This is a genomic window from Noviluteimonas gilva, from assembly GCF_009740395.1.
Taxonomy (GTDB): domain Bacteria; phylum Pseudomonadota; class Gammaproteobacteria; order Xanthomonadales; family Xanthomonadaceae; genus Noviluteimonas; species Noviluteimonas gilva.
Genome location: NZ_WOXT01000002.1, coordinates 45,422 through 61,904 on the forward strand (window position 1 = coordinate 45,422; position 16,483 = coordinate 61,904).

The window sequence follows — 16,483 nt, forward strand, 5'->3', positions numbered from 1 at the left end:
TTTTGGCGAAACATCCCCAGAACGTCTTTCCCCACGTCTCGACGAGGTTCTTGCGATGCCTGAGCTCGCCCGGCGCATAGGTCGCGCCAAGCCTAGCGCAATCATGGTGGTGGCCGAAAAGGCCAAGCGACTGAAGTCCGAAGGCCGCGACATCATCAGCTTTTCGATCGGCGTACCGAATTTCCTCCCGGGCGATCACGTCTATGCCGCCGCTCGTGAAGCGTTGGCGAAGGACACCGGCCAGTACGGAAGCAATCGCGGCAGCGATGCGCTCCTGGATGCATTCATCGCTCACATCGCGCAGATCGGCCTGAACGGTTACGAACGCGCGAACGTCGCGACGGGCATCGGCGCCAAGCATGTGATCTTCAACCTTTGCGAGGCCCTCCTCGACGAAGGCGACACCATCTGCTTCGCGGTGCCTTACTGGACCAGCTACGTCGACATCGCGGAGATCGTGAACGCGAAGATCGAACTGCTTCCGTGCCCGGCGTCGCAGGACTACAAGATGACCCCGGCCCAGCTCGACGCCGCGCTGGCGAAGAAGCCGAAGGTCTTCCTGTTCAACAACCCGTCCAACCCGACGGGCATGGTGTATTCGAAGGACGAGATCACGGCGCTGGCCGACGTCATCGCCAAGTACCCCGACACGTGGGTGATCACCGACGACATCTACAACCGCATGGTGTTCGACGGCCTGGGCTACCACAACTTCGTGCACGCGCGCCCCGAGCTGCGCGATCGCGTGATCTTCCTGGACTCGTTGTCGAAGACTTACGGCATGCCCGGTTGGCGCGTCGGTTTCCTCGCCGGTCCGGAGAGCGTCGCCAAGGCGATCGCGACGATGAACTCCAACCACATCACCAACATCCCGGAAGTCGTCACCGCCGCGGCCATCGCCGCGTTGAGCGGCCCGCAGACGATTCCGGAACAGAAGAACGCCGAATTCGCGGCCAAGCGCGACCAGGTGCTGGCGATGCTCGCCACGCTGCCCGGTGTCGTGTGCCCGCGTCCGCAGGGTGCGTTCTACGTGTTCCCCGACATCAGCGTCGCCTTCGGCAAGACGCATGGTCCGACGGGGCAGAAGATCGCCAACGACGTCGACTTCTGCAACGCGCTGCTCGATGCCAAGGGCGTGGCCTGCGTGCCGGGCTCGGCCTTCGGCGAGCCGCGCGCGCTGCGCATCAGCTACACCTGCCCGACGCCGCAACTCGCGCCGGGCCTGCAACGCTTCAAGGAATTCTTTGAAGAGTTGAAGTAACGCATTTTGTCGTTCCCACACGCACCGTCCCCACAGATTTTCGGAGCCACCGCACCATGAAGAAGCCCGTCCGTGTTGCCGTCACCGGCGCCGCCGGCCAGATCGGCTACGCCCTGCTGTTCCGCATCGCCTCCGGCGAAATGCTCGGGAAGGACCAGCCGGTCATCCTGCAGATGCTGGAACTGCCGCTCGACAAGGCGCAGGCCGCACTCAAGGGCGTGATGATGGAGCTCGAGGACTGCGCGTTCCCGCTGCTCGCCGGCATGGTCGGCACGGACGATCCGCGCGTGGCGTTCAAGGACGCCGATGTCGCGTTGCTCGTCGGCGCGCGTCCGCGCGGCCCGGGCATGGAGCGCAAGGACCTGCTGCTCGAGAACGCGAAGATCTTCACCGAACAGGGCAAGGCGCTGAACGACGTCGCCTCGCGCAACGTCAAGGTGCTCGTGGTCGGCAACCCGGCCAACACCAACGCCTACATCGCGATGAAGTCCGCGCCGGACCTGCCGGCGAAGAACTTCACCGCCATGCTGCGCCTGGACCACAACCGCGCGCTGTCGCAGCTCGCGATCAAGGCCGGCGTGCAGGTCGCGGACATCGACAGGCTCATCGTGTGGGGCAACCACTCGCCGACGATGTATCCGGACTACCGCTTCGCCACCGTCGCCAACGCCTCGTTGAAGGACAAGATCAACGACGCCGACTGGAACGCGAACGACTTCATCCCGAAGGTCGGCAAGCGCGGCGCCGCCATCATCGAAGCGCGCGGTCTTTCGTCGGCCGCTTCGGCCGCCAATGCCGCGATCGACCACGTGCGCGACTGGCTGCTCGGCAGCAACGGCAAGTGGGTGACGATGGGCATTCCGTCCGATGGCAGCTACGGCATTCCGAAGGACGTCCTGTACGGCTTCCCGGTGACCACGCAGGGCGGCGAATACACGATGATCCGCGACCTGCCGATCGACGACTTCAGCCGCGAGCGCATGGACAAGACGCTCGCCGAGCTCGAGGAAGAGCGCGCCGGCGTGGCGCACCTGCTGTGATTCATTCGAGGCGACCGCAAGGTCGCCTCGTCAATTGTGGATGCATGACATGACGCAGAACTCCGCTGGCGCACGTTTTCGAAGCGCCGTCCGCGACGAGAGCCCGCTGCAGGTGATGGGCGCCATCACCGCGTACGCCGGCCTGATGGCCAAGCGCACGGGATACAAGGCGCTGTACCTCTCCGGTGGTGGCGTCGCCGCGAATTCGCTCGGCGTGCCCGACCTCGGCATCAGCACGATGGAAGACGTGCTGGTCGATGCGCGGCGCATCGTCGATGCCACGCAACTGCCGTTGCTGGTCGACATCGACACCGGTTGGGGCGGCGCGTTCAACATCGCGCGCACGATCCGTTCCTTCATCAACGTCGGCGTCGCCGCCGTGCACATGGAAGACCAGGTCGGGCAGAAGCGTTGCGGCCATCGCCCCGGCAAGGAAGTGGTGACGAAGGACGAAATGGTCGATCGCGTGAAAGCCGCGGTGGACGCGCGCACCGACGAATCCTTCGTGATCATGGCGCGCACCGATGCGGCCGCGGTCGAAGGCGTGGATTCGGCGATCGATCGCGCCTGCGCCTACGTCGAAGCCGGCGCGGACATGATCTTCCCCGAAGCGATGAACACGCTCGAGGACTACAAGCGCTTCAAGGCCGCGGTGAAGGTGCCGATCCTGGCCAACCTCACCGAGTTCGGGTCCACGCCGTTTTTCACCACCGACGAGCTGCGCGGCGCGAACGTCGACATTGCCCTGTATTGCTGCGGCGCGTACCGCGCGATGAACAAGGCCGCGTTGAATTTCTACGAAACCGTGCGCCGCGAGGGCACGCAGAAGAACATCATCGACACGCTGCAGACCCGCGCGCAGCTGTACGACTTCCTCGGCTACCACGCGTACGAAGACAAGCTCGACGCGTTGTTCTCGCAGGGCAAATGAGCGACTCCGTGCCGCGTACGGGCTTCGACTGGGATCGCGTCACCGCGCTCTCGGCCCTGATCGTGAGCTTCGTGGCGGTCGGCGTCGCGGCCTACACCGCGCAACTCCAGCGCCAGCAGGTGCGCGCGCAAGTGTGGCCGCGCCTGGTGTTCTACAACGCGGGCTCGCTCGCCGAGTTCCACGTCGCGAACAAGGGCAACGGCCCGGCGATCGTGCGCAGCGTGCGCGTGCTCGTCGACGGCAAGCCGGCGACGAACTGGAACCAGGTCTATCGCCAGCTCGGCCTTCCCGCCGATGCGGACCTGCCCTACAGCACGGTCAACGGCGCCGTGCTCGCGCCGGGCGACGACTTCATGTACCACCGGCCGCTGGACAAGGCGCAGTTCGCCGTATTGCGCGACCTCGGCCAGAAGCGCTGGAGTTTGCAGGCCTGCTATTGCTCGGCGCTGGACGAGTGCTGGATCGCGCAGGCGCATCCGCGCACGGCTGCAGACGTCTCGCGCGAAGTCTCGTCCTGCCCGACACCCGACCCCGCGCGCGAATTCGAAAACTGATCGCGCGCCCCGAATCGATCGAAGACGCAACGAAAGGAAACGCCATGAGCGAACAAGTGCTCCCCAAGGCCAAGAAATCCGTCGCGCTGAGCGGCACGGCCGCCGGCAACACCGCCCTTTGCACGGTCGGCCGCAGCGGCAACGACCTGCATTACCGCGGCTACGACATCAAGGACCTCGCGACGAAGTCGACCTTCGAGGAAGTCGCCCACCTGCTGGTGCACGGCGCGTTGCCGACCGCTTCGCAGCTGAAGGCCTACAAGACCAAGCTCTCGCGCCTGCGTGGCCTGCCGGCCATCGTGCAGGAAGCGCTGGAGCTCGTGCCCGCCAACGCGCACCCGATGGACGTCATGCGCACGGGTTGCTCGGTGCTCGGCACCGTGCTGCCGGAACGCGACGGCCATCCGGCGTCGGAAGCGCGCGACATCGCCGACAAGCTGATCGCCTGCTTCGGTTCGATGCTGCTGTACTGGTGGCACTTCACGCGCAACGGTCGCCGCATCGACGTGGAGACCGACGACGACAACGTCGCCGCGCACTTCCTGCACCTGCTGCACGGCGAGCCGCCTTCGAAGCTGCATGCCGATGCGCTCGACAAGTCGCTGATCCTCTACGCCGAGCATGAGTTCAACGCCTCGACCTTCACCGCGCGCGTGATCGCCGGCACCGGTTCGGACATGTTCTCGTGCATCACCGGCGCGATCGGCGCGCTGCGCGGCCCGAAGCACGGCGGCGCGAACGAAGTGGCGATGGACATCATCTCGCGCTACTCGACCGCCGACGAAGCGGAAGCCGACATCCGCGCGCGCGTGGAGCGCAAGGAAATCGTCATCGGCTTCGGCCATCCGGTCTACACCGTGGGCGACCCGCGCAACCCGATCATCAAGGAACTCTCGCGCAAGTTGTGCGCGGAGGGCGGCAACCAGGTGTTGTTCGACGTCAGCGAGCGCATCGAAACGCTGATGTGGGACATGAAGAAGATGTTCCCGAACCTGGATTGGTACAGCGCGTCGGCCTATCACATGATGGGCATTCCGACGCCGATGTTCACGCCCTTGTTCGTCGTCGCGCGCACGACCGGTTGGTCGGCGCACGTGATCGAACAACGCGAGGACGGCAAGATCATCCGCCCGAGCGCGAACTACGTCGGCCCGGACGATCGCGACTACGTGCCGATCGAAAAGCGCTAATGCGAGAGCACAGCACCTCCCCTCCAGGGGAGGTCAAAAAGAAACCCGCCAAGCGGCGGGTTTCTTTTTGGGTGGGGTAAGCGCGACGAACTTGTTCTTACGCCAGCCCCTGCGTCTGCAACGCCCGACTGACCCCGGGCTCCTTGCGCATGCGCTCGAAGTACGCGTCCAGGTTGTGCAAACCCGACAGATCGACGTTCATCGCCTTCGCCCAGCGCAGCACGACGAACAGATACGGATCGACGATCGAACGCTCGCCCGTCACCCAATCCTTTCCTTCCAGTTGCGCATCGAGCCGCTCGTACAAGGGACGCAGGCTCTTGCGCGCCTGGTCCTGCGCCTTCTCGATCAGCGCCGGATCCTCGAGGTAATCGGCGCCACCGAAGAACGCCTTGAAATGCGGATGCACGTCGGAGTTGACCAGCGACAACCACTGGTTGACGACCGCGCGCGATTGCGGCGAACCATCGCCGCCGAGCCTGGAATCGGGAAACGAGTCGGCGATGAAGTTGAGGATCGCCACGTTCTGCAGCAACACCGTGCCGTCCTTCAATTCCAGCGCGGGCACCGCGCCTGCGGGATTGATCGCGAGATATTCGGGTTGCTTGCGTTCTTCGCGCGTCACCAGCCGTGCTTCGAACGGCTGGCCGACCCATTCCAGCGCGATGTGGTCGGACAACGCGCAGGTGCCGGGCGTGTAGTAGAGCTTCATGGGCGACTCCATCGATCCAGAGTCGCCATCTTCGTCAGCGGTGCGTCAAGCGACAATCACGCTGGAGGAAACAATGTAGTTCACCCGTGGCGCGGCTTGAGCGTCTGCACGCGATAGAACGTGTGATCGCCGATCCGCGCGACCTGGAACGCGTTGCTCCATGCCGGCGTCGCGATCGCATGCGCGGCGAAGTGGCTCGCGCCCGGCACGACTTCCTGGCGCTGCCCGTACGGCAATGCCCAGTTGCGTTCGGCTTCGAGCGCCACGCTCACGGCGTTCGACCACGCTTCGCCACCACGCAGGCGCGTGTCGGCGGGGACGATCGTCGGTGCGAACTGCTTCTTCGCGGTGACCACCGAACACAGGTTGTCGCCCCACAGCCCGCTGTCGCGGCGGCGCAGGGCCACCTCGGCGACGGCTTGCTGCCCGAGGGCGGATTGGTCGCGCGCCTCGAGGTACACGGTGGTACTCAGGCAGAGCGAATCTGCGGCCGGCTGCGGCAACACGTGCGACAGCCAGAGGATCCAGGCCAGCTTCATTGCGTCGGACTCCTTGCTCCGTTGCGACGCCGGCCCGAAAGGACCCGGCGACATGGCGTACTGGGGAGGGCGGCGGCTCTAACGGCTGCCTTTGCCCGATCGCGGCCCTTGGAAGGCGGGCCGCGAGGGTGCCCCGCATCGACTGGCGGGGCGTGAAAGTGTGCGCACGTTAACGATCGGGTGCCTAACCAACCCTGAACCGCTTTCGTAAGTTACGGATTTGCTTGTCTTTTTAATGTGAATGCGCTAGGTCACATCGTCACGATGGGCTTGAAGCCGCCCCAGAACATGCGCTTGCCGTCGAACGGCAACTTCTTCGGATCGGCGAACTCGGCCAGACGCGGATCCTTCATGACCTTGGCGTTGATCCGGTCCCGCTGGGCTTTCGACTTGTAGATGATCCAGGAGAACACCACGAGCTCGCCGGGCTTGCGCTTCACCGCCTGCGGGAAGCTGGTGAGCTTGCCGGGCTTGACGTCGTCCTCGACGGTTTCCATGTACTCGAGCGCGCCGTATTCCTTCCAGATCTTGCCCCCCTTGCGGGCCATCTTCCGGTAATCGGCGAGCTTGCTTTCGGGAACGGCCAGGACATAGCCATCGACGTACATGGGGCGGCACTCCGCGGTCGGGACAGGCCGCGAAGCCTACGACCCACCCCGTTAAAGCTGCGCCGCGAGCGCCGTGCCCTGGGCGATGGCCCGCTTGGCGTCGAGTTCGGCGGCGACATCGGCACCGCCGATGACATGCACGCCCGCCGCGGTGCCCGACAAGGCATCGAACAAGGTGCGACGCGGTTCCTGCCCCGCGCAGACCACGACGTGATCGACCGGCAGCAAGCGTTCTTCACCGTCGATGCGAATGCGCAGGCCGTCATCGTCGACGCCGAGGTATTCGACGCCGCCGAGCATGTGCACGCCTTTGGACTTCAACGTCGCGCGATGGATCCAGCCCGTCGTCTTGCCCAGGCGCGCGCCGGGGCGGCCGGGCGTGCGTTGCAGCAGCCACACTTCGCGCGCCGGCGGTTCGGGATGCGCGGGTGCGAGCCCGCCGCGCGTTTCGAACGTCGGATCGATGCCCCATTCGTGCATCCAGCGTTGCGGATCCAGCGATGGCGACGGCCCTTCGTGCACGAGGAATTCCGCGACGTCGAAGCCGATGCCGCCCGCGCCGATCAACGCGACACGCTTGCCGCATTTGACGCGACCTTCGATCACGTCCGCGTAGCCGACGACCTTCGCATGGTCCGCGCCCGGGAACGACACTTCGCGCGGGGTGACGCCGGTGGCGACGACGATGGCGTCGTAGTCCTTCAACGTGTCGCGTTCGACATGCGTTCGAAGATGCAAGCGCACGCCGGTTTCTTCGATGCGATTGCGGAAGTAGCGCAGCGTTTCCTCGAACTCTTCCTTGCCGGGAATGCGGCGCGAGAGGTTGAACTGCCCGCCGATCGCGTCGCTGCCTTCGAACAGATCGACGGTGTGGCCGCGCGCGGCCGCTTCGGTCGCGCACGCCAGGCCCGCGGGTCCGGCGCCGACGACGGCGATGCGGCGCGGTGTCGTTGCGCGCGACGGCACCATTTCGGTTTCCGCGCACGCGCGCGGATTCACCAGACAACTCGCGCGCTTGTTTTCGAACACGTGGTCCAGGCACGCCTGGTTGCAGGCGATGCAGGTGTTGATCGCATGCGCGCGTCCGGCCCGCGCCTTGTTCGGCCATTGCGGATCGGCGAGCAGCGGGCGCGCCATCGACACCATGTCGGCGCCGCCCGCGGCGAGCACCGCTTCGGCGACGTCGGGCATGTTGATGCGATTGGTGGTGACCAGCGGCAAGCGCACGTGCGGACGCAGCTTCGCGGTGACGCCCGCGAACGCAGCGCGCGGCACGGACGTGGCGATCGTGGGAATGCGCGCTTCGTGCCAGCCGATGCCGGTGTTGAGGATCGTCGCGCCTGCGGCTTCGATCGCCTGCGCTTGGTGCACGATCTCGTTCCAGTCGCCGCCGCCGTCGACCAGATCGAGCATCGACAGGCGATAGACGAGGATGAAGTCGGGGCCGCAGGCTTCGCGCACGCGGCGAACGATCTCGACGGCGAAGCGCATGCGTTGCGTCGCGTCGCCGCCCCAGCGGTCGTTGCGCTTGTTGGTGCGCGCGACCGTGAACTGGTTGATGAGATACCCCTCCGATCCCATCAGCTCGACGCCGTCGTAACCGGCTTCGCGCGCGAACACCGCTGCGCGTGCATACGAGGCGATCTGGCGTTCGACACCGCGCGCCGACAACGCGCGCGGCGTGAAGGGATTGATCGGCGCCTTCAGTTTCGAAGGCGCGACCGACAAGGGGTGGTACGCGTAACGCCCCGCGTGCAGCAATTGCAGGCAGATGTGCGCACCGTGCGCGTGCACGGCCTGCGTGACCTGGCGATGCGGACGCACTTCGTGGCGCCACGACAACTTGCCCGCGAACGGCTTCAGCCAACCCACCAGGTTCGGCGCGAAGCCGCCGGTGACGATCAGCCCCGCGCCGCCGGCGGCGCGCTCGGCGAAGTAGGCCGCGAGCTTCGGGAAATCACGCGCGCGATCCTCCAGGCCCGTGTGCATCGAGCCCATGAGGATGCGGTTGCGCAGCGTCGCGAAGCCCAGGTCGAGTGGGCGGAACAAATGCGGATACGGGGTGGCGTCGCTGTCGGAGGAGACTTCGGAGGGCAGGGCGGACATGCGCATACGCCGGCGTACGGGATGGCGCACCTTGCCCGGATTCGCGCCGCCGCACAATCACTCGAAGGCGAAAGCGTCCAGGGCCAGCGTCCCGAGCTCGTGCGATTGGTGCAGGTGTCGCATCGTGGGCGCCTCGCCCGCGGCACCGAGCGCGACGAACAGGGGCATCAGGTGTTCGACCGTCGGGTGCGCGCGCTTCGCGTTCGGCGCGCGGGTCTGCCAGTCGGCGAGGGCGTCGAGATCGTGCGAGCCCAGGCGTTCGCGCATCCAGTCGGCGAAGTCGGCGGCCCACGGCGCCAGCGATGCGTCGGGGTGGCGCCAGTCCAGGTCGCCGAGGTTGTGCACGAAACCGCCGGAGCCGATGACGAGCACGCCGTCGTTGCGCAACTCGCCCAACGCGCGGCCGAGCGCGACGTGCGCCCGCGCATCGCCGCGCGGATCCACCGAAAGCGAAACGACCGGGATGTCGGCCTCCGGATACATGCGCAGCAGCGGCACCCACACGCCGTGATCGAGGCCGTGTTCGGGTGCGATGCGCGCGGGGATGCCGGCGGCGTCGATCGTCCGCGCGATCTCGTGCGCGAGCGCCGGCAGGCCGGGCGCGGGGTAGCGCAATTCGTACAGCGCCGGCGGAAAGCCGCCGAAGTCGTGGATGGTGTGCGGCAGCGCGGCTGCACCGACATGCGTGGGCGCGCCGGTGAAGTGCGCCGAAGCGACGACGATCGCGCGCGGCGTCGGCAGTTGCTTGCCCAGGCCGTCGAGGAAGCGGCCGGCAGCGGAATCCTGCACGGCGAGCATCGGCGAGCCGTGGGAAAGAAAGAGGGTGGGAAGTGGCTTGTCCATGCCGTCAAGATGCGCGTGGCGCCGCCTCCAACCAAGCCGTTCGGCCACGTTGGTGCGTTGCATGCGTGCAACGCGCGCAGCGCCTGAACCGTCATCCGACCGATGGTCGGGCCGTGAAACGCGCCGACGTCTGGCAAAATGCGCGGCTTCCCTCCGCCGACCGCCTACGCATGAGCCACTTCGACGTCCGTTCCGCCGTTCGCCCGAATCCCGACCAGCCGATGGTCGACATCGCCGACTACGTCGTCGACTACAAGCTCGACTCACAGGAGGCGTACGACACCGCGCGCCACATGCTGCTCGACTCGCTCGCCTGCGCGATGCTCGCGATGAAGTTCGAGGGCTGCGTGAAGCACCTCGGGCCGATCGTGCCGGGCGCGACGCTCCCCGGCGGCGCCGTCGTGCCGGGCACCGGCTACGAGCTCGATCCGGTCCAGGCCGCCTTCAACATCGGCACGCTGGTGCGCTGGCTCGACTTCAACGACACCTGGCTCGCCGCCGAATGGGGCCATCCGTCGGACAATCTGGGCGCCATCCTCGCCGTGGCCGACTGGCTGAACCGCAAGGCCCTGCGTGAGGATTCGGGCAAGACGATCACCGTGCGCGACGTGCTGGGCTGGGCGATCAAGGCCCACGAGATCCAGGGCGTCTACGCGCTGCAGAACTCCTTCAACCGCGTCGGCCTGGACCACGTGATCCTCGTGCGCCTGGCCTCGACCGCCGTGGCCACCGCGATGCTGGGCGGCACGAAGGACGAAATCATCACGGCCGTCTCCCATTCGTGGATCGACAACGGCGTGCTGCGCACCTACCGCCACGCGCCGAACACCGGCCCGCGCAAGAGCTGGGCCGCGGGCGATGCCTGCCGCCGCGCCGTCACGCACGCGCTGAATGCGGTGGACAAGAAGGTCGTGGGCTATCCGAGCGCGCTGAGCGCGAAGACCTGGGGCTTCTACGACGTCGCCTTCAAGGGCAAGCCGTTCGAGTTCGAGCGTCCCTTCGGCAGCTACGTGATGGAGAACGTGCTGTTCAAGATCTCGTTCCCGGCCGAATTCCACGCGCAGACCGCGGTGGAATGCGCCATGCAGCTGCATCCGCAGGTGCGGGGCCGCATCGATGACATCGACCGCATCGAGATGGAAACGCAGGAAGCCGGCGTCCGGATCATCGACAAGACCGGCCCGCTGGCCAATTACGCCGACCGCGACCACTGCCTGCAGTACATGGTCGCCGTCCCGCTGATCTTCGGCCGCCTGACCGCGGACGACTACAACGACGACATCGCTTCCGACCCGCGCATCGACGCGTTGCGCGCCAAGATGGTGGTGAAGGAGAACCCGCAGTTCACCAAGGACTACTTCGACCCGGACAAGCGCTACATCGGCAATTCGGTCCAGGTGTTCTTCAAGGACGGCACGAGCACGGAGAAGGTGTCGATCGATTTTCCGATCGGCCACCGGAAACGTCGTGCAGAAGGCATCCCCGTGTTGATGGCAAAGTTCCAGGCCGCCATCCGGGCCCACCTCCCGGCGGCGTCGGCCGACCGCCTGATGGCACTGGCGGGCAAGCCGGCGGAACTGGAAGCCATGTCCATCTCGGACTTCCTGAACCTTTACCGGGTGTAAGATTTGCCCGCCCCGCGAGGGTTGGCACCTCCCAACTGTTATGCTAGCGTTAACAAGGCCTTCATGCGCCCCGAATTAAGTTGGCCTGGATGCCGTGCGGATCGCGGCCGTCTGAAATTGAAAATGCGATTGGTTTCTTTACCCTGATCAAGGAGCTGAACATGAACAAGAAACTCCTCTGCGCCGCGCTGCTTTGCGGGCTTGGCGTCGCGCAGGCGGCCGCCGCGCAGACCTTCGACGACCGTTGGTACGTCGCTGGTTCCACTGGCGTGAACTTCCAGGACACGGACCGTGATACCGAAGATTCCATCTTCGGCACCCTCGGCTTCGGCAAGTTCCTGAACCCGAATTGGTCGGTCGACTTCGAACTGAACTACCAGAACCCGGACAAGCAGTCGAATCCGAACCTCTGGTGGAGCCAGTACGGCGCCTCGGCCGACGCTCGCTACCATTTCCGCAGCGCTGACGCGAAGTGGTGGCCCTACGTCCGCATGGGCCTGGGCTGGCAGCGTCATGAGGAAGAGTTCGTCCGTGACCCGGCCTTCGGTACGCCGGACGGCGGCTTCCCGGCCCAGCATTCGGACAACAACGCCGCGCTGAACCTCGGCGCCGGCCTGCAGTTCGATTTCGGCCGCGTCGACCTCCGCACGGAGCTCGGTACGCGCGTCGACTTCGACGACGTCCAGGCCCGTCCGGCCCAGGACCAGGAAGACTACTTCACCGACATCCTCGCTTCGGTCGGCCTGACCGTGGCCCTCGGTCCGGAGCCGGCGGCGCCGGTTGCCCCGGCCCCGGCGGCCCCGTCGTGCGCCGATGCGGACGATGACGGCGACGGCGTCAACAACTGCGACGACAAGTGCCCCGGTTCGCAGGCTGGCCAGACCATCGGTCCGGACGGCTGCCCGGTGCCGGTCACGATCGACCTGAAGGGCGTCAACTTCGACTTCGACAAGTCGACGCTGCGTCCGGACGCGGTCGCGATCCTCGGCGAAGCCACCGAAATCCTGAAGCGTTACCCCGAGCTGAAGGTTGAAGTCGCCGGTCACACCGACTCCGTCGGTTCCGACGAATACAACCAGAAGCTGTCGGAGCGTCGCGCCAAGGCCGTGTACGAGTACCTGACCAGCAACGGCGTCGACGCCGCTCGCCTGATCGGTCCGGTTGGTTACGGCGAGAGCCGCCCGATCGCGCCGAACACGAACGACGACGGTTCGGACAATCCGGAAGGCCGTGCGCGCAACCGCCGCACCGAGCTGAACGTCCAGAACTAAGTTCGACTCGACGTTTCACGCAACACGAAGAAGCCCGGCTAACGCCGGGCTTCTTTTTTTTCTACGCGGATCACACGCGATCGACGGTGATCCGGTTGTTAGCCAACGGCAGGGTGCCTACACTCCAACGGAACTCGGGAGATTGGCCATGCGATACGCACTCGTTGCACTCGGACTGTTGGCGATGTCGGGCATGGCCCACGCGCAAGCCAACTGCAGCCTGGCCACCGCGCCCCGCGCGCTGCCGATCCAACCGACCGTGCTGCCCGCACTTTCGCCTGAACTCGCCGTTCCCAGCCATCAACTCGGCGCGCCGACCGGCGTCCTCGCGCAGGCGTTCGACGAGTCGCAGACCGTCGACAACGTCCTGTTCCGCCTCAAGCTCGAAGGTTGCCGCAGCATCGCCAACGCCGCGCCTGCCGCGTCGCCGGCCAACGGCGTGATCGATCCGTCGACCTACAAGCCGCAGACGCAGTTCGACAACACGCCGTGGCGGTTCGACATGAACCAGAACGGCAAGCGCATGACGGCCGAAGAATTCGACCAGTGGATGAAGGCGCGCGGCGTGCGCGTCGCGAAGGGCGGCGGCGCGGCGGCTGCTGCGCCGGCACCTGCTTCCTCGACGGCGGCGCCCGCTACCACCACGACACCCACGGCGCCGAACGCCACGCCCGAAGGCGCACCGCCCGGCACGCAGGCGCCCGCGACGACCTCGCCGCCCGCGACGCCGACGAAGCCCTGATCCACAGCGGCTGACACCCCGCTGGCCAACCCCGCGACACCACGACACGGACTCGCACGCGCGCTTTCCAAGCGCGGCGTGTGTTCGCGCACGCAAGCCGCCGAGTGGATCCGTGCCGGCCGCGTCAGCGTCGACGGGCGCATCGTGCGTGATCCGGAGTTCCCGACGATCGCCGGCCGCCATCGCATCGCACTCGACGGCCGTTCCCTCGACGACGCACCCGAACGCCGCGTCATCCTGCTCAACAAACCGCGCGGCCTGGTGACCACGGCGCGCGACGAGCGCGGCCGCGACACGGTCTACCGGTGTTTCGACGGGGCAGGGTTGCCGTGGCTCGCGCCTGTCGGCCGGCTCGACAAGGCGAGCGAAGGGCTGCTGTTGTTCACCAATGATCCCGCGTGGGCGGCGCGCGTCACGGATCCCGAAACAGGACCGGACAAGCGCTACCACGTGCAGATCGATGCGCTTCCCGACGACGCATTGCTCGCTGCACTCAATGCCGGCATCGACGACGAAGGCGAAACACTGCGCGCGAAAACCGCGACGATCCTGCGCACGGGCGAACGCACCGCGTGGCTGGAGATCGTGCTCGACGAAGGGCGCAACCGGCAGATCCGCCGGATGTTGTCGGTGTTGGGGATCGACGTGTTGCGGCTGGTGCGCGTGGCGATCGGGCCGTTGGAGCTTGGTGATCTTGCGAAGGGGGTTTGGCGGGAACTGAATTCCGACGAGATCGGATCGCTCGCGTAACCCCACCCCGGCCCTCCCCTGCAAGCAGGGGAGGGGGCAGTTCGATCAGGCTTTGATGACGCCGAGTTCGACACCGATGCGCTTGAACGCATCGATCGCACGATCCAGGTGTTCGCGCGTGTGTGCCGCGCTCATCTGCGTGCGGATGCGCGCCTGGCCCTTCGGCACCACCGGGAAGAAGAAGCCGATCGCGTAGATGCCTTCCTCGAGCAACCGCGCCGCGAACTTCTGCGCCAGCGGTGCGTCGTACAACATCACCGGTGCGATCGGATGCACGCCCGGCTTGATGTCGAAACCGGCCTTGGTCATCGCTTCGCGGAAATGGCGCGTGTTCTCCGCCAGCTTCTCGCGCAAATCGCCCGCCGACGACAGCATCTCGAACGCCTTGATCCCCGCGGCCACCACATGCGGCGGCAGCGAATTCGAGAACAGATACGGACGCGAGCGCTGGCGCAGCAGTTCGATCACTTCGCGCTTCGCGGTCGTGAAACCGCCGAGCGCGCCGCCCATCGCCTTGCCGAGCGTGCCGGTGAAGATGTCGATCTTGTCCATCACGCCCTTGACCTCGGCCGAGCCGCGGCCCGTCTTGCCGAGGAAACCGGTCGCGTGGCATTCGTCGATGTGCACGAGCGCACCGTACTTCTGCGCGAGCGCCGTGATTTCATCGAGCGGCGCGATAAAGCCGTCCATCGAGAACACGCCGTCGGAGGTGATCATGATCGTGCGCGCGCCGTCGGCCTTCGCCTGCTGGAGCTGCTTTTCCAGGTCGGCCATGTCGCTGTTGGCGTAGCGGTAACGCTTGGCCTTGCACAGGCGCACGCCGTCGATGATCGAAGCGTGGTTGAGCGCGTCGGAAATGATCGCGTCGTTCTCGTCCAGCAGGGGTTCGAACAAGCCACCGTTCGCGTCGAAGCATGCGGCGTAGAGGATCGTGTCTTCGGTACCGAAGAAATCCGCGATCGTCTTTTCGAGCTGCTTGTGCAGGTCCTGCGTGCCGCAGATGAAACGCACGCTGGCCATGCCGAAGCCGTGCGTGTCGAGCGCCTGCTTGGCCGCCGCGATCACGTCGGGATGGTCGGCCAGCCCGAGGTAGTTGTTTGCGCAGAAGTTCAGCACCGTGCGGCCGTCGGCCAGCGTGATTTCCGCCGACTGCGGGCTGGTGATGATGCGCTCGGACTTGAACAGGCCGGCGTCGCGGATCTCGTCGAGGGTGTCGGCGTAGCGCTTGGTCAGGGTCATGGTCAATTCCAGCTCAGCACGACCTTGCCGGCCTTGCCCGATTCCATCAGTTCGAACCCTTCCTGGAACGAATCGATCGGCAACTGGTGCGTGAGCACCTTGCCGAGCGGGAAGCCGCCGAGCACGAGCTGCGTCATCTTGTACCAGGTCTCGTACATGCGACGGCCGTAGATGCCGTGCAGCACCAAGCCCTTGAAGATGATCTTGTCCCAGTCGGCACCCGCGCCCTTGGGCATGATGCCGAGCATCGCGATCTTGCCGCCGTGGTACATGCAATCGAGCATGTCGTTGAACGCGCGCGGATTGCCGCTCATTTCCAGGCCCACGTCGAAGCCTTCCATGTGCAGGTCGGCCATCACGTCCTTCAGGCTCGTGTTCGACACGTTGACCACGCGCGTGGCGCCCATGTCGGCGGCGAGCTTGAGGCGATAGTCGTTGACGTCGGTGACCACCACGTTGCGCGCGCCGATGTGCTTGCAGATGCCCGCGGCGATGATGCCGATCGGGCCCGCGCCGGTGATCAGCACGTCTTCGCCGACGACATCGAACTCCAGCGCGCAATGCGCGGCGTTGCCGTAGGGATCGAAGAACGCGGCGAGCTCGCCCGGGATCTGGTCGGGGATCGGCCACAGGTTGCTGGCCGGCATCACGATGAACTCGGCGAACGCGCCGTCGCGGTTGACGCCGATGCCGACGGTGTTCGGGCACAGGTGCTGGCGGCCGGCGCGACAGTTGCGGCAATGGCCGCACACGATGTGGCCTTCGGCCGACACGCGCTGGCCGATCTTGTAACCGGTGACGCCGGGGCCGAGGTCGACGATGCGGCCGACGAACTCATGGCCGATCACCAGGCCCGGCTTGATCGTGCGCTGGCTCCACTCGTCCCACAGGTAGATGTGCAGGTCGGTGCCGCAGATCGCCGTCTTCTCCAGGCGGATCAGCACCTCGTTCGGGCCCGGGGTCGGCACCGGCACCTGTTCCATCCAGATGCCCTTGCCCGCCTCGCGCTTCACCAGCGCCTTCATCATCGTCATGTCGTGCCCGAAACCGTACGGAAGAAGGCCGGAATTAT

16 protein-coding genes are annotated in these 16,483 nt (G+C 66.0%); 9 read left to right on the forward strand and 7 right to left on the reverse strand.

The features are described 5' to 3' along the window. Positions 1-103: 103 nt before the first annotated feature. The 5 genes from GN331_RS07120 to prpC are packed head-to-tail and all read left to right on the forward strand — an operon-like array spanning position 104 to position 4,976. Positions 104-1,261 carry an aminotransferase class I/II-fold pyridoxal phosphate-dependent enzyme gene (locus GN331_RS07120; protein ID WP_231734421.1) on the forward strand — a complete coding sequence of 386 codons (1,158 nt, stop codon included), beginning with the start codon at positions 104-106 and terminating at the stop codon, positions 1,259-1,261. Between the two features lie 56 nt (positions 1,262-1,317). After that, on the forward strand, positions 1,318-2,301 hold the full coding sequence (locus GN331_RS07125) for a malate dehydrogenase (protein WP_156641314.1): 984 nt from the start codon (positions 1,318-1,320) through the stop codon (positions 2,299-2,301). Between the two features lie 49 nt (positions 2,302-2,350). Continuing rightward, positions 2,351-3,232 (forward strand): methylisocitrate lyase, encoded by an 882-nt coding sequence (gene prpB, locus GN331_RS07130; RefSeq protein ID WP_156641315.1) that lies wholly within the window; start codon positions 2,351-2,353, stop codon positions 3,230-3,232. Further along, positions 3,229-3,786 (forward strand): hypothetical protein, encoded by a 558-nt coding sequence (locus tag GN331_RS07135; protein WP_156641316.1) that lies wholly within the window; start codon positions 3,229-3,231, stop codon positions 3,784-3,786. The genes prpB and GN331_RS07135 overlap by 4 nt, the downstream gene beginning before the upstream one ends. Before the next feature lie 44 nt (positions 3,787-3,830). Further along, positions 3,831-4,976 carry a bifunctional 2-methylcitrate synthase/citrate synthase gene (gene prpC / locus GN331_RS07140; protein ID WP_156641317.1) on the forward strand — a complete coding sequence of 382 codons (1,146 nt, stop codon included), beginning with the start codon at positions 3,831-3,833 and terminating at the stop codon, positions 4,974-4,976. Positions 4,977-5,073: 97 nt separating this feature from the next. On the opposite strand, the gene GN331_RS07145 is transcribed toward prpC, so the two are convergent. The 5 genes from GN331_RS07145 to GN331_RS07165 all read right to left on the reverse strand — a co-directional run bounded on the left by GN331_RS07145 (position 5,074) and on the right by GN331_RS07165 (position 9,784). Continuing rightward, entirely contained in the window at positions 5,074-5,688 is a 615-nt protein-coding gene (locus GN331_RS07145) for a glutathione S-transferase N-terminal domain-containing protein (protein WP_156641318.1), read from the reverse strand. 80 nt (positions 5,689-5,768) lie between these two features. Next, on the reverse strand, positions 5,769-6,227 hold the full coding sequence (locus GN331_RS07150; protein ID WP_156641319.1) for a cell wall hydrolase: 459 nt from the start codon (positions 6,225-6,227) through the stop codon (positions 5,769-5,771). Positions 6,228-6,478: 251 nt separating this feature from the next. Next, positions 6,479-6,835 (reverse strand): DUF1428 domain-containing protein, encoded by a 357-nt coding sequence (locus GN331_RS07155; protein WP_156641320.1) that lies wholly within the window; start codon positions 6,833-6,835, stop codon positions 6,479-6,481. Between the two features lie 51 nt (positions 6,836-6,886). Further along, positions 6,887-8,941, reverse strand: a complete 2,055-nt coding sequence (locus GN331_RS07160; protein ID WP_156641321.1) for an NADPH-dependent 2,4-dienoyl-CoA reductase — start codon at positions 8,939-8,941, stop codon at positions 6,887-6,889. A gap of 57 nt (positions 8,942-8,998) precedes the next feature. Then, positions 8,999-9,784: a DODA-type extradiol aromatic ring-opening family dioxygenase gene (locus tag GN331_RS07165; protein ID WP_156641322.1), complete on the reverse strand. Its 786-nt coding sequence runs from the start codon at positions 9,782-9,784 to the stop codon at positions 8,999-9,001. A gap of 170 nt (positions 9,785-9,954) precedes the next feature. Between GN331_RS07165 and GN331_RS07170 the strand changes: the two genes are divergently transcribed. From GN331_RS07170 to GN331_RS07185, 4 genes are all read left to right on the forward strand, one after another. Beyond that, positions 9,955-11,409 carry a bifunctional 2-methylcitrate dehydratase/aconitate hydratase gene (locus GN331_RS07170; protein ID WP_156641323.1) on the forward strand — a complete coding sequence of 485 codons (1,455 nt, stop codon included), beginning with the start codon at positions 9,955-9,957 and terminating at the stop codon, positions 11,407-11,409. A gap of 161 nt (positions 11,410-11,570) precedes the next feature. Next, a complete protein-coding gene (locus tag GN331_RS07175; protein WP_156641998.1) occupies positions 11,571-12,680 on the forward strand; it encodes an OmpA family protein in 1,110 nt (369 codons plus the stop codon). A 148-nt stretch (positions 12,681-12,828) separates the two neighbouring features. Next, positions 12,829-13,422 (forward strand): hypothetical protein, encoded by a 594-nt coding sequence (locus GN331_RS07180; RefSeq protein WP_231734422.1) that lies wholly within the window; start codon positions 12,829-12,831, stop codon positions 13,420-13,422. A gap of 21 nt (positions 13,423-13,443) precedes the next feature. Beyond that, entirely contained in the window at positions 13,444-14,172 is a 729-nt protein-coding gene (locus GN331_RS07185; protein ID WP_156641324.1) for a pseudouridine synthase, read from the forward strand. 45 nt (positions 14,173-14,217) lie between these two features. Here GN331_RS07185 and kbl read toward each other — a convergent pair whose 3' ends face one another. Beyond that, positions 14,218-15,411: a glycine C-acetyltransferase gene (gene kbl, locus GN331_RS07190; RefSeq protein WP_156641325.1), complete on the reverse strand. Its 1,194-nt coding sequence runs from the start codon at positions 15,409-15,411 to the stop codon at positions 14,218-14,220. A gap of 2 nt (positions 15,412-15,413) precedes the next feature. After that, complete coding sequence (gene tdh / locus GN331_RS07195) at positions 15,414-16,436, reverse strand: L-threonine 3-dehydrogenase (RefSeq protein ID WP_156641999.1); 1,023 nt, start codon at positions 16,434-16,436, stop codon at positions 15,414-15,416. Between the last annotated feature and the right edge of the window lie 47 nt (positions 16,437-16,483).

Coding starts and splice junctions, on each gene's coding strand:
- GN331_RS07120 (WP_231734421.1), top strand. CDS start 104: ATGGTGGTGGCCGAAAAGGCCAAGCGACTGAAGTCCGAAGGCCGCGAC.
- GN331_RS07125 (WP_156641314.1), top strand. CDS start 1,318: ATGAAGAAGCCCGTCCGTGTTGCCGTCACCGGCGCCGCCGGCCAGATC.
- prpB (WP_156641315.1), top strand. CDS start 2,351: ATGACGCAGAACTCCGCTGGCGCACGTTTTCGAAGCGCCGTCCGCGAC.
- GN331_RS07135 (WP_156641316.1), top strand. CDS start 3,229: ATGAGCGACTCCGTGCCGCGTACGGGCTTCGACTGGGATCGCGTCACC.
- prpC (WP_156641317.1), top strand. CDS start 3,831: ATGAGCGAACAAGTGCTCCCCAAGGCCAAGAAATCCGTCGCGCTGAGC.
- GN331_RS07145 (WP_156641318.1), bottom strand. CDS start 5,688: ATGAAGCTCTACTACACGCCCGGCACCTGCGCGTTGTCCGACCACATC.
- GN331_RS07150 (WP_156641319.1), bottom strand. CDS start 6,227: ATGAAGCTGGCCTGGATCCTCTGGCTGTCGCACGTGTTGCCGCAGCCG.
- GN331_RS07155 (WP_156641320.1), bottom strand. CDS start 6,835: ATGTACGTCGATGGCTATGTCCTGGCCGTTCCCGAAAGCAAGCTCGCC.
- GN331_RS07160 (WP_156641321.1), bottom strand. CDS start 8,941: ATGTCCGCCCTGCCCTCCGAAGTCTCCTCCGACAGCGACGCCACCCCG.
- GN331_RS07165 (WP_156641322.1), bottom strand. CDS start 9,784: ATGGACAAGCCACTTCCCACCCTCTTTCTTTCCCACGGCTCGCCGATG.
- GN331_RS07170 (WP_156641323.1), top strand. CDS start 9,955: ATGAGCCACTTCGACGTCCGTTCCGCCGTTCGCCCGAATCCCGACCAG.
- GN331_RS07175 (WP_156641998.1), top strand. CDS start 11,571: ATGAACAAGAAACTCCTCTGCGCCGCGCTGCTTTGCGGGCTTGGCGTC.
- GN331_RS07180 (WP_231734422.1), top strand. CDS start 12,829: ATGCGATACGCACTCGTTGCACTCGGACTGTTGGCGATGTCGGGCATG.
- kbl (WP_156641325.1), bottom strand. CDS start 15,411: ATGACCCTGACCAAGCGCTACGCCGACACCCTCGACGAGATCCGCGAC.
- tdh (WP_156641999.1), bottom strand. CDS start 16,436: ATGAAGGCGCTGGTGAAGCGCGAGGCGGGCAAGGGCATCTGGATGGAA.